This is a genomic window from Candidatus Fermentibacter sp., assembly GCA_030373045.1.
Taxonomy (GTDB): Bacteria; Fermentibacterota; Fermentibacteria; order Fermentibacterales; family Fermentibacteraceae; genus Fermentibacter.
This window is the reverse complement of sequence record JAUCPW010000062.1, coordinates 1-12160: the sequence shown is the minus strand read 5'-3', so window position 1 is coordinate 12160 and position 12160 is coordinate 1. Positions and strand designations below refer to the sequence as shown.

Here is a 12160-nt window from a genome sequence, read left to right as displayed (position 1 = left end):
GGTGAGAGAGACAACTCCGGCCTGGGTCCTGAGGAGAGTCAGGTGGAGCGAATCCTCGCTCATCCTCACCCTGTATTCGATGGATCAGGGCAGGATCTCGGTGATGGCGAAGGGCGCCCTCAGGCCGGGCGGGAGGTTCCACGGGATGCTCGAACTCCTGGCCGGCGTCGAGGTGACCGTCTCCAGACGCGAGGGCCGGGAGATGTCCACCCTCACCGACGTTTCGCTGATCGAACCCTGCACCGGGCTCAGGGCGGACCCGGAGGCTTTCGCGCACGCCTGCCTGCTCTCGGAATGGGTGCAGGGCCTCTTCATGGGAGGGGAGTCGGCCGGTGCGGTCTACGGGCTTCTCGGGACGGCTTTCTCGACCCTGCCGGAGAGCCGGGCGAAGTGGGCCGTCACCTGCGCCTCGGTGGAGACCATGCTCAGGCTTGCCGGACACGGCATGGAGATAGATGATTGCGTGCGCTGCGGCCTGCCCTCGGAGGGCTCGGAGACATGGAGCCACCGCGAAGGCGGGATCGTCTGCGCGAGGTGTTCGATGCCCGGAGAGACCGCCGTTTCGAAGGGCATCCTCGAATTCATAAGGACGTGCCGGAAATCCGGCTTCGAGACCGCCTCCCGCACCAGGCTCTGGAAGGGCGGATTCCGGGCGTGCCACGATTTCATGCGGGACTTCGCACAGGCCCACAACCAGTCGGGTTTGAGGCTACGCTCGCTCGGCGTACTGGAGGATCTGGAACATGGCGCCGTCTGACGACCTGATGAAGAAGATGGTTTCCCTCTGCAAGAGGCTCGGTTTCGTGTTCCAGTCCGGCGAGATCTACGGCGGGCTCCAGTCGGCCTGGGACTACGGCCCGCTGGGTGTAGAGCTCAAGAAGAACATCGAGTCGAGCTGGTGGGAATCCATGGTCAGGCGCCGCGCCGACGTGGTCGGAGTCGACACCGCCATCATCACGCATCCCGACGTATGGAGGGCATCCGGCCACGTCGAGAACTTCCACGATCCCCTCGTGGACTGCAGGAAGTGCAGGGCGAGGTTCAGGGCCGACCAGATCGAGGGCACGAAGTGCCCGGAGTGCGGCGGCGAACTCACCGAGCCCAGGGATTTCGGCCTGATGTTCCGCACGATGATGGGCGCGGTCGAGGATGAGGCCGCCGAGGTCTATCTACGCCCGGAGACCTGCCAGTCGATCTTCGTGAACTTCAGGAACATCGTCACGGCGTCGAGGCAGAGCCTGCCGTTCGGCATAGCCCAGATCGGCAAGGCCTTCAGGAACGAGATCACAGCCAGGAACTTCGTCTTCAGGTCCCGGGAATTCGAGCAGATGGAGATGGAGTACTTCTGCAGGCCCGCTGACGCCGACAGGTTCTTCGAGTACTGGAAGGGCGAGAGGATGGCGTGGTACCTGTCCCTCGGCCTCTCGAGGGACAGCCTCCGGTTCCGCGACCATGCGAAGGAGGAGCTGGCCCACTATGCCAGGGCCTGCACCGACATCGAGTTCGCATTCCCGTTCGCCCCCGGGGGGTTCGGAGAGCTCGAGGGCATCGCCAACAGGTCCGACTACGACCTCTCGGCCCACATGAAGGCCAGCGGGCAGGATCTCTGGTTCATCGACCAGGTCGCGAACGAGAAGGTGGTCCCATGGGTCGTGGAGACCTCCGGTGGCGTGGGGCGCACCATCCTCGCAGTGCTGCTGGACGCCTACCACGAGGACGTGGTGGACGGCCGCGAGCGCGTGACGCTCAGGCTGTCGCCGGCCCTCGCGCCGGTGAAGGCGGCGGTGCTGCCGCTCTCCCGCGCCCTCGAGGGGAAGGCGGCCGGGGTGGCGGACATGCTGCGCCCTCATCTGCCCGTGAGTTTCGACGTGACGGGATCGATTGGCAAGCGCTACCGCCGCATGGACGAGATAGGCACGCCCTTCTGCGTCACCTACGATTTCGAATCGGAGAACGACGGAGCCGTCACGATCCGGGAGCGGGACACGCTCGAGCAGGTCAGGGTCGGGGTGGACAACCTCGCCGACCTCCTCCTCGACTGCCTCGGGAAGGGCTGGGGGCCGGCCATCGGGAAGGCCGGGCTCTCGGCCGCCGGGAGGGCCTCGGAGTGAGCAAGGAACTGTCCAAGCGCTACGTCGCGTCCGAGGCCGAGCCCCGCTGGCAGAGGCAGTGGCGCGAATCCGGCATCTACAGGTTCGATCCCGACTCGGGGAAGCCCCTGTTCACCATCGACACGCCGCCTCCGACCGTCTCGGGCATGATCCACATGGGGCACGTCTTCAGCTACGTGCAGGCCGAGGTCATAGCCAGGTACAGGAGGATGGCCGGCGACGGGGTCTTCTACCCGTTCTGCTTCGACGACAACGGGCTGCCCAGCGAGAGGTTCACGGAGAAGACGAGGAAGGTCCGCGCGCACGAGATGCCCAGGAGCGAGTTCGTGAAGCTCTGCCTCGAGGTGACGTCCGGCGCCGAGGAGGGCTTCCGCGAGCTCTGGACGAGGCTCGGCTTCTCGTGCGACTGGGACGAGATGTACACCACTATCAGCCCCCGGGTGAGGGGCCTGAGCCAGAGGTCGTTCCTCGACCTCCACTCGAAGGGCAGGATCTACCGGAAGAGCATGCCGACGCTCTGGTGCCCGGAGTGCAGGACCGCCGTCGCCCAGGCCGAGACCGAGGACCGCGAGCTCGACTCCGTCTTCCACGACCTGGTGTTCGGGCTGGCCGGCGGGGGAACCATCCCCATAGCGACGACGAGGCCCGAACTGCTGCCAGCCTGCTCTGCGGTGTTCCGCAACCCGGAGGACGGGCGCTGGGCCCACCTCGAAGGCAGGAACGCGATCGTCCCGCTGTCCGGGCGCGAGGTCCCGGTGCTCGCGGACGGAAGGGTGTCCATCGAGAAGGGCAGCGGCCTCGTGATGTGCTGCACCTTCGGGGACACGACCGACATCGCCTGGTGGGAGGAATACGGGCTCGGACTGCGCATGGCCCTCGAGCGGAACGGCCGTATGAACGAGCTCGCCGGGCCGTATCGGGGACTGAACGTGAAGGAGGCCCGCGCCAGGATCGTCGAGGACCTGACCGCGGGCGGGCTCCTGACCGGCTCTAAGCCCCTGGTCCACGCGGTCAACGTCCACGAGAGATGCGGCACCGCCCTGGAGTACCTCGTCACCCCGCAGTGGTTCATCCGCATCCTGGACATCAGGGACGAGCTGCTCGAGCGCGGCAGGCAGGTGCAGTGGCATCCCGAGATGTTCCGGGTCAGGTACGACCACTGGGTCGAGAACCTCAGGTGGGACTGGTGCATCAGCCGCCAGCGCTACTACGGGGTCCCGTTCCCGGTCTGGTACTGCGGTTCCTGCGGGGAGCCGGTGTTCGCCCGGGCGGAGGACCTCCCGGTGGACCCGCTCGAGGATTCGCCCTCCGGCCCGTGCCCGCACTGCGGATCGGCGGAGTTCACCCCCGAGGCCGACGTGATGGACACCTGGGCAACCAGCTCGCTCACGCCCCTCATCAATGCGAAATGGGGTGAGCCCGGCGACAGGTCGGGCATGATCCCGATGAGCCTGAGGCCCCAGGCGCACGACATCATAAGGACCTGGGCCTTCTACACGATCGTGAAGGCGCATCTCCACATGGACACGATCCCGTGGCGGCACGTGATGATCAGCGGCCATGCCCTGAACCCGAACCGCGAGAAGATGTCCAAGAGCAAGGGCAACGTCGCGGGCGACCCCCTGGCCGCACTCGAGAAGTACTCGGCCGACGAGCTGCGTTACTGGGCATGCTCGAGCCGGCTGGGCACCGACGTGATGTTCAGCGAGGAGGTCCTGGGCCTGGGGCGGAAGCTCGTGACGAAGCTATGGAACGCAGCCCGGTTCACCGCCGGGCACCTCGAGGGGTTCGACCCCTCCACCCGCGTCGAGCTGCGCCCCTTCGACAGGTGGATCCTCTCCCGGGCATCGAAGGCTGTCGCCGATTCCACCTCGGGCATGGAGGAGTTCGAGTACTCCGTCTGCATGAGGGAGGCCGAGTCCTTCTTCTGGAACGCCTTCTGCGACAACTACCTCGAGATAGTGAAGGGGCGCCTGTTCGGCTCCGATCCGCAAGCCGCCGACGCCGCCAGGAAAGCGCTCTACGACTGCCTCCATACCGTCCTCCGCCTCTTCGCGCCCATCCTTGTCCACATTACCGAGGAGCTCTACCAGGGGATCTTCAGGGAGCACGAGGGCCATGCCAGCATCCACACCGCCCCGTGGCCCGTTCAGGGGGTGGTCGATTCCGATGCCCTCCGCGCCGGTGACCTCTGCCTCGGAGTGATCGAGGCCGCCAGGAGGTTCAAGAGCGAGCGCAACCTCAGCATGGCCGCCCCCCTCGGCAGGCTGTCGGTCACCTCCTCCGGGGAGGACATCGCGCTGATGCGGGGCTTCGAGGAGGATCTCGGGAACGTCACCAGGGCGTCGTCGATCGTCTGGGTCGAAGGCGCATCCGGTGTCTCGGTGGACATCGAGGAAGGAGGGGAGGGTTCGTGAGGCCGTCCTGGGACGAGTACTTCCTGAAGCTCGCCATGCTCGCGTCCGAGAGGGCGACCTGCCCGAGGATGCATTGCGGCTGCGTGCTGGTGAAGGACCGCTACGTCCTTTCGACGGGCTACAACGGCTCCCTGCCCGGCTCTCCCCACTGCGAGGACGAGGGCTGCCTGGTCGTGGACAACCACTGCGTCAGGACGAACCACGCCGAGATGAACGCCATCTGCCAGGCCGCGAGGCACGGAGTGTCGCTGGAAGGCGCCTCGGCCTACGTGACCAACATGCCATGCACGACCTGCGCGAAGGCCCTGATAGCCGCCGGAGTCCGCAGGGTCGTGGTCTTCTCGGGATTCCACGACACGCTGGCGGGGAAGTTCTTCGCCGAATCGGGGGTCGTCCTGGAGAAGCGCGCCATGCCCTGCCGGGAGATCATGTACGATCTGGAATCGTATTCCTCGGCGAGGAGCCTCGATGCTCAGGGCGGCTGCCCCGATGGAGACCACGGAACAGGCGGGGGCTAGACCTTCCCGGCCCCTCCCGTGCCCCAGCGAGACTGCACCGCCCTCTCGAGAGCGCCGAAGAACAGCCTGTCTGCGAGAAGCCCGATGGCGACAATCACCACCATGACGGCCACGACCTGTGCTATGTCGTTGAGCTCCCTGCCCAGCGCCAGCATGCTGCCGAGGCCCGGCACCGAGTAGAGCAGCTCGCCCGCCATGAGGGACCTCCAGGCGAAGGTCCACCCCAGCTTCATGCCCGTGACGATCGAAGGCAGGGACGCCGGAAGCACCACCCTCGCGTACAGCGAGGGGCCCGTGGCTCCCAGGTTCCTCGCCGCCTGCAGGTAGACCCTGGGGGTGTTGCGGATGCCGTCCTGCGTGGCGAGGGATATCGAGAGGAAGGCGCCCATGATCACCACGAAGAGGATCGCCTGCTCAGAAAGGCCGAACCACAGGATCGCAGGAGGGAGCCAGCAGATGCTCGGAAGGGCCTGAAGCCCCAGCACCACCTGCCCGACAGTGTCCCGTGCGAGCCGGGAGCTCCCCAGCAGGACTCCCAGCAGGGTTCCCGCGGCCAGGGCGATCCCGTAGCCTATGAACAGCCTCTTCATGCTCCCGAGGATGGATATCCAGAGCACCCCCGTGCCTCCGGTCCTCGCCAGTGACTCCAGAACGCCCGGGAGTGTGGGGAAGAGGTAGGAGGGCCATATCCCCGCCTCTCCCAGCACGATCCAGACGGCGACGAGGAGAGCTCCGAACCCGAGCTGTACCGCCCTTCTCGAAAGAGCCGTCCCGGCCCTAGAGCGGTTCTCCATCGCCCACCGCCCTTCCGGCCGGCCTGAGATCCGCCAGGACCTTCGCAGCGAGGGGCATCAGCCCCGGATCCTCCATGTGCCTGGGCCTCGGCAGGTCGACGGCATGTTCGGCCACGACCCTTCCCGGCGCGCCCGACATCACCAGTATCCGGTCCGCAAGGACCGCCGCCTCCCTGACGTTGTGCGTGACGAAGACCATCGTCTTGGAGGACTCCATCCACAGATCCTGGAGCTCGGTGTGCAGCGAGTCGCGGGTGAGCGCGTCCAGGGCGCCGAAGGGCTCGTCGAGCAGGAGTACGCGAGGATCGACGGCGAGGGCCCGGGCGAGGGCCGTCCTCTGGCGCATCCCTCCGGAGAGCTCGTGGATCCACGACTGGCCGAAGCGCTCGAGGTGGACCATGCGGAGGAGACGGTCGGCGACCGCGTCCCTTTCGGCCCTGGGCACCCCCCGGGCCCTGAGCCCGAACTCCACGTTGGCCCGCGCGTTCATCCAGGGGAACAGGGCCGTGTCCTGGAAGATCAGCACGCGGGAGGAATCCGGTCCCTCCACCCTCCTCCCGTCTGCCAGCACCTCGCCGGAAGTGGGTCTGTCGAGGCCTGCGAGCAGGTGGAGCACGGTGGTCTTGCCGCATCCCGAAGGGCCCACGATGCACACGAACTCGCCCGGGTGAACCTTCATGTCGAGGCCCTCCAGGGCGGCGACCGAACGGCCCGGCCGGCTGAAGCTCCGCGAGACGCCCCTCAGCTCGAGTTCCAGTGCTATCTCCCCGCTTCCGCGATCCTGCCGAGGATGGTCAGGTCGCAAAGGCCTGAGAGATCGGGCTCCTCGTCGAGGTAGCCGATCCTGAACGCCGCTTCCGCACTCTGGACGATGCATTCCGGAAGCGGATCCCAGGTCGGGGTCATCCTCGACCAGGCCATGGCCATGACGGAATCCGGAAGGGCCTTTCCGGTCATCCTGCCGATCTCCGAATTGACCAGGGCCATGGCGGAATCGGGATTCGCCAGCTCCCACCGAGTGATGGAGACGTGCGCCCTCAGCCACGCCTCGACCAGTTCCGGGTTCTCGTCGAGTATCCGGGTGGAGGCTATCACGCATGCCGTAGGGAACCTGCCCCCCTCCCAGAGATCCCTCTCGTCGACCAGGACGGTTCCGCCGCCCTCCACGACCAGCCTGCTCGCCCACGGCTCGGGCACCCAGGCGCCGTCGATCTGTCCCTGCACGAAGAGGTCGAAGATGTCGGGGTTCTGCACCGCTACGACCTCCACGGTCCCTCCCTGCTCCAGGGTCGAGAGCCCGTTGTCCATGAGCCAGCAACGCAGCGCGACGTCCTGCGTGTTGCCGAGCTGCGGCGACGCGAGCGTCCTGCCGTCGAGATCGGCCGGAGTCGATATTCCCTCGTCGGAACGGACCACGAGGCATGCTCCGGCGCTGGTGGCTCCCGCCACCACCCGCAGAGCGGCGCCATCGGAACGGATGTAGCCGTTCACGGCGGGATTGGGGCCTATGTAGGCCAGGTCGATCTCGCCCGCGTAAAGGGCCTCTATCACGGAGGGCCCTGCGTTGAAGACAATGGGTTCGATCACGATCCCGGGGCCCGTCTCCCTTGCGAAGTCGCCCCTCGCGAGGCCTATGATGGCCTGGGAGTGCGTGATGTTGGGGAAGTAGCCGACCCTGAGAGTGCCCTCGGGCCGCTCCCTGCCGCATCCGGTGCAGAGCGCCGCCGCGAGCGCGAGGGTGATCATCCTGCGGTTCGTCATCAGTGCCTTTCTCCGGGACGCCTGACCTTCGTCACCAGCACGGTCCCGTCCGTCAGCAGCACCCATCTCAGCCTGTCCTCGGGCGTCAGGCCCAGCCTGTCGACTATCTCCTTCGGGACCGTGGTCCTTCGCCTGCTCTCGCGGATCGTGAGTGCAGTCTCGGTCACGAAGTCCACCTGGTCGAGGTCTACATGCATTCCGTACCTCCGGGCGCCAATTTTACACCAAATCATATTGGTGTCAAGCCAAAGGCTGAAGGCGAACAGCGCGTCGGGACAAGGCTCGGCGTATGCCCGGCAGCCGCGGCGTGCCTGCCCTAGCGGATCGAAGCCTGGAACTGGATGGTGGCGTCGAGCCTGGAAGATCCTTCGGTTTCTTCCGAGCCTTCCCCCATCGACTCCACCGAGTCCTTCCGAAGGTACGAGACCCTTCCGGCGATTTCGGAGCCTTCGGAGAGAGGCAGCCCGAGCGCGGCCTGGAGCAGGAAACCCCTGCCGTACTGCTGGATGGATGCGAAGTCTCCCGGGAGGGAGAGCTCGCCGAAGTAGACCCTGGAATCGTAGTCGTCGGTGGAGAAGCCCGCCGCGGCGAGCCTGAGGATCGTGTCACCGAGCGAGAGCTTCAGCCTCGTCTCGGCTCCGGTTCCGCAGGGGGAGCCGTCGGGGCCGTCGTGACCGGTGCGCTGGACGGCCGCGGAGAGGATCGTGCCTCCCGCCGGCCTCCAGGAGGAGGTTGCGACGATGCGGAACGACCCGGAGCCCTCTTCGGAGGAGCCCCTCGCACGCAGGCCCAGGTCGAAGTCGGGGGTCATCCTCCGGGAGATATCCAGATCGGCTCTCGAGCCGGAGTCGTCCCCCTCGAGGAGGCACATCGCAGTGAGCCGGGCCGACCATCCGTCCCCGGGACGGAGCCCTGCGGAGGCGCCGGCCCCTATGTCGCAGGTTCCTCCAAGGGGCATGGAGGATCTGTCTCCGGGGAAGTCGCCCGGGCAGCGGAAGATCCCGGCGTTGAACCGCAGGGCGGATGTCTCCTCGTGCATGCAGGCCCAGAATGCGTCTGACGCCCTGTCGCCCGAGAGCCCGGCCGCCGCCTCGCAGGTTATCCCGATGGCCCCTGCCGATCCGTCGAAATCGATCCCGGCACGCCCGAAAAGGCCGTCACCCCGGTCACCGAGCATCGCTCCGAATCCGAACGGGCCGCCGGCGATCCTGGCCGCCGCTAGATCCTCCCGGACCGAACCCTCGGCCTCGAGCTCGGACGCGGTCCGGTGCAGGCCCTCTCCGGAAGGGTCGATGCGGGAGGAGGCACCGAGGAGCGTGCACGACACCCCGCCCAGGGAGAATCCACCTCCGGCCCCGAGGAGGGGCTCGGCGTCCGAGCATCCGGGGCTGGTTGCGGGTTCGAGCCCGGTCCGGAGCGAAGGAGGCTTCTCTTCGATGCCGGCGCCGCTCGACCAGCCTCCGGGATGCGACAGGACGAGCCCCGATCCCAGATCGGCCCTCAGCCAGCCCCCGACCGCGCTGAAGGCCGAACCGGGAGCCTGGTACGAAGCCCCCGCCGTGACGAGATCGCACCAGTCCTCCCCGGGGTCCTTCTCCGCCACGGCGGTCAGGTCGAACCCGCCGCGCGAGAGGCGCACCCTGTGGAGGAACGAGTACTGGTCACCCGCCCATGTGCCGTCGACGGAACCGCTGGCGTCGGGGAACAGCCTTCCCAGCCTGAAGAGGACGTCGCCTTCACCGGGAGAGGTCACCAGCGCAAGGGAGAGGATGATCCCGGGGATCACTCCACTGCCAGCCTGGATCTCATCCCCTCGAACAGGGACGGACCTATCCCCGGGACGTCCATGATCCGTTCGACCGAGGTGAAGGGGCCGTGCTCGAGCCTGTACGCCACTATGGCCTCGGCCCTGGCGGGGCCTATGCCCGGAAGCGAGCAGAGCTCGTCGACCCCGGCGGTGTTGATGTCGATCACCCCGTCGGCCGCCGGTCCGGGAGGCGGGGCCGGGATGTCCCGCACGAGGGGGACGGGGATGTGAGCCGCCCGGCCGAGAGCCACCCCGGCTGAATGGGTTTCGCCGAGGTCGGGGTGGAATCCGAGGCCGTAGAGGAACTCGACGGGGCCGGCGCCGAACGTGAGGGAGAGTGCGAACCTCGACGGATCCGAGGACAGGCCGAGCCGTATGACCAGAGATCCGGTCGGGGAGTATGCCGCCGTGAACGAAGGCTCCGGATCGAGCCCCTCGGTGAATGTCAGGCCCGCGGAGAGGCCCAGCCGTTCGACCGGGGCGACCCCTGCAGAGAACGATGCGCTCCTGGGGACCGCGGGGTCGCCCGAATCGCCCAGGCGGCTCCTCGCGAGGCCCCTTACCGCGAGCGCCGTCAGCACGCCGTCCATCGGGCGGGCAACGAGGCCTGCGTCGGAGGAGAATGCGGTGCAGGAGCCGTATCCCGAGATGGAGAGCCTGTGAGCCGACACCGAAACCCCGCAGGCGAGGCCCGCGACGATCCTCCTGGAGGCGCCCGCGGTGAATGTGAGTTCGGAATAGCCTTCGTCACCGGAGGCGAGCGCTCCGGCCGAGAAGCACGTCGCGCCCGAGGGCAGCGAGCCGGCTACGGAGGCCCTGTCGAGCCTCCGCAGACCGAACGGCCTCGAAGCCGACGCGGATATCGACCATCCCTCGAGAAGGGCGGTTCCCGCGGGGTTCTCGAACATGACGGCGGCGCACTGGGGGAAGAGTGCCGATGAAGAACCGGCAGCAATCCACGGAGCCTGCTGGACCGGTTCGAATGCGCACTCGGCGGCACCCGGCGACAGTACGGCGATCACGACGGCTGCTCGATGCCAGTTCACGTTTCCAGTCTACTCCATGACGGGTCCCGTTGCAAGTGGTGTTGACAATGCCTCCCCGGCAGACAAAACTCTGTGCATGAAGCGGAGGAGGGGTGTTTGGATGTCTGTCGCATCGAAAGCGGCGGACGGGGACAGGGAGGGGAGGGGGCAGCGCTAGACGGGCTCCTGACAGACACGGCTCTAGAGGTGCTCAGGAAGCGCTTCCCGAACTCACCGGACCCCGCAGCCGAATGGAAACCCGGCAGACCGGCCTGGCGGTCGCTGCTGCCGGAGCTCGAGGTTCTCGACGAGGAACTGTCGTCGCTGCGCAGGCGCGGCGGCAAGGTCGTGCTATACGGGCACGACGACGCAGACGGCATCACCGGCATCTATGCCGGCAGGGCCATGCTCGCCCGGCTCGGTTTCATGGTGGTGCCGATCATCCCGGACAGGGCTTCCGAGGACTACGGCCTGCTGCCGTCCCGGATGGACGGCCTTCTCGAGGCGGGCGACCTGCTCCTCACGGTCGACTCGGGCTGCTCCGCAGTCGAGGGGGTGGAGTGGGCCCTCGCGAGGGGGGCCAGAGTCGTCATCACCGACCATCATACCCTGAACCCTCCCCTGCCCCGGGCGCACGGCCTCATAGACCCCCAGGCCATCGGCTTCCCCGGCACGGTGCTCGCGGGGTGCGGAGTCCTGTATGCCGCTCTCGCCGAGCTCTTCCCCTCCATTGCCGACTGCCCCCGGCTCTATACGGCGGTCGCCCTGGGCACGGTGTCCGACAGAGTCCCCCTCCTTGCAGCGAACAGATACCTCCTCGAGCGCTTCCGGAACGTCGAGACCGGCGATCTCCCCGCGGGGATGCGGGTCATCGTCGACGCCTGGCCCAACAGGAAGGGCGCCTGGTGTGCCTGCAACGTGAGGCAGCAGATCACGTCGGTCATCGGAAAGGGCCTGAACTCCGGCATCGGAAGGCTGCTCGAGATGCTCGAGAGCGACGACGCGGCATGGTGCGCCGCGACCTGGCAGGAGATGGTCGCCGCCAGCGATTCGAGGTCCCAGCAGATGTCCGACGTGCTTTCCCGCGCCATGAACGAGAAGGATCCCGAGGCCGATGCCTTCGGGATGGTCATCGTGCACCTGCCCGGCATACCGCCCGGGATGGGCGGCACTCTGGCCAGCAAGCTGTCTCGCATCTTCAGGCGGGGGACCATCGTCGTCACGACCCGCGGCAACGGTACGATCGTCGGGGAGGCCAGGTCCCTCGGCGACTGGGACATGGCGTCGTTCCTCACCGGCATGAAGAACGTGTTCAGCAGCGCCGGAGGCCACTCCAGGGCGGCCGGTTTCAACACCGACAGGATGGGCTGGCCCGAACTCCGCAGGAACCTCATCTCCAGGCTCTCCACGGTCCGCTCGAAGCCGGTGCCCGAACCGCACATCGATCTCGAGCCCTCCGTCCTGCCGCAGGCGCAGGAGCTCTCCTGCCTCGCCCCGTTCGGCCCCGACTTCCCTCCTCCCGCCGTGAAGGTGGGAGGGATGCGCTACCTGATGCAGCTCGGTCCGAACGGGCCGTGCTGGTGCATCACGGAGGACAGCGGGGAGTAGGCGCCGTGGAAGCGCCCCGAACGCGGCGCACCGTCTCCCGGAATAGAAACCCCTGTCTCTTATACACATCTCCGAGCCCACGAGACAGCGCTGTGTATCTGGTATGGCGTCTTGTGCTT

The 12160-nt window shown here is 67.1% G+C and carries 11 protein-coding genes; 5 read left to right on the top strand and 6 right to left on the bottom strand.

Annotated elements, in window-relative coordinates; translation table 11 throughout:
- Nucleotide 1 precedes the first annotated feature (1 nt).
- Genes recO through QUS11_10555 form a run of 4 tightly spaced genes read left to right on the top strand, consistent with a single transcriptional unit; the run spans nt 2 to nt 5046 of the window.
- Complete coding sequence (gene recO, locus QUS11_10570; protein MDM7993742.1) at nt 2-757, top strand: DNA repair protein RecO; 756 nt, start codon at nt 2-4, stop codon at nt 755-757.
- Entirely contained in the window at nt 744-2111 is a 1368-nt protein-coding gene (locus QUS11_10565) for a glycine--tRNA ligase (protein ID MDM7993741.1), read from the top strand. The genes recO and QUS11_10565 overlap by 14 nt, the downstream gene beginning before the upstream one ends.
- Complete coding sequence (locus tag QUS11_10560) at nt 2108-4528, top strand: valine--tRNA ligase (GenBank protein MDM7993740.1); 2421 nt, start codon at nt 2108-2110, stop codon at nt 4526-4528. The genes QUS11_10565 and QUS11_10560 overlap by 4 nt, the downstream gene beginning before the upstream one ends.
- Nucleotides 4525-5046, top strand: coding sequence for a cytidine/deoxycytidylate deaminase family protein (locus QUS11_10555; protein MDM7993739.1), 522 nt, complete (start codon nt 4525-4527; stop codon nt 5044-5046). Before QUS11_10560 ends, QUS11_10555 begins: the two co-directional genes overlap by 4 nt.
- Here QUS11_10555 and QUS11_10550 read toward each other — a convergent pair.
- The 6 genes from QUS11_10550 to QUS11_10525 form a co-directional block, all read right to left on the bottom strand.
- Nucleotides 5043-5840: an ABC transporter permease gene (locus QUS11_10550; protein MDM7993738.1), complete on the bottom strand. Its 798-nt coding sequence runs from the start codon at nt 5838-5840 to the stop codon at nt 5043-5045. The two genes, QUS11_10555 and QUS11_10550, sit on opposite strands and share 4 nt — an antisense overlap.
- Nucleotides 5824-6717, bottom strand: coding sequence for an ABC transporter ATP-binding protein (locus tag QUS11_10545; protein MDM7993737.1), 894 nt, complete (start codon nt 6715-6717; stop codon nt 5824-5826). The genes QUS11_10550 and QUS11_10545 overlap by 17 nt, the downstream gene beginning before the upstream one ends.
- Nucleotides 6600-7601: an ABC transporter substrate-binding protein gene (locus QUS11_10540; protein ID MDM7993736.1), complete on the bottom strand. Its 1002-nt coding sequence runs from the start codon at nt 7599-7601 to the stop codon at nt 6600-6602. Before QUS11_10540 ends, QUS11_10545 begins: the two co-directional genes overlap by 118 nt.
- Nucleotides 7601-7798: a hypothetical protein gene (locus tag QUS11_10535; GenBank protein ID MDM7993735.1), complete on the bottom strand. Its 198-nt coding sequence runs from the start codon at nt 7796-7798 to the stop codon at nt 7601-7603. Before QUS11_10535 ends, QUS11_10540 begins: the two co-directional genes overlap by 1 nt.
- 119 nt (nt 7799-7917) lie before the next feature.
- On the bottom strand, nt 7918-9387 hold the full coding sequence (locus QUS11_10530) for a hypothetical protein (protein MDM7993734.1): 1470 nt from the start codon (nt 9385-9387) through the stop codon (nt 7918-7920).
- The gene (locus tag QUS11_10525; protein ID MDM7993733.1) at nt 9384-10454 is read right to left on the bottom strand and encodes a helix-hairpin-helix domain-containing protein; all 1071 of its coding nucleotides are present in this window, start codon (nt 10452-10454) and stop codon (nt 9384-9386) included. The genes QUS11_10530 and QUS11_10525 overlap by 4 nt, the downstream gene beginning before the upstream one ends.
- Nucleotides 10455-10550: 96 nt before the next feature.
- Here QUS11_10525 and QUS11_10520 point away from each other — a divergent pair, with 96 nt between their 5' ends.
- Entirely contained in the window at nt 10551-12041 is a 1491-nt protein-coding gene (locus QUS11_10520) for a DHH family phosphoesterase (protein MDM7993732.1), read from the top strand.
- Nucleotides 12042-12160 lie beyond the last annotated feature (119 nt).

Coding starts and splice junctions, on each gene's coding strand:
- QUS11_10565 (MDM7993741.1), top strand. CDS start 744: ATGGCGCCGTCTGACGACCTGATGAAGAAGATGGTTTCCCTCTGCAAG.
- QUS11_10550 (MDM7993738.1), bottom strand. CDS start 5,840: ATGGAGAACCGCTCTAGGGCCGGGACGGCTCTTTCGAGAAGGGCGGTA.
- QUS11_10545 (MDM7993737.1), bottom strand. CDS start 6,717: ATGCATCGTCCAGAGTGCGGAAGCGGCGTTCAGGATCGGCTACCTCGA.
- QUS11_10540 (MDM7993736.1), bottom strand. CDS start 7,601: ATGACGAACCGCAGGATGATCACCCTCGCGCTCGCGGCGGCGCTCTGC.
- QUS11_10535 (MDM7993735.1), bottom strand. CDS start 7,798: ATGCATGTAGACCTCGACCAGGTGGACTTCGTGACCGAGACTGCACTC.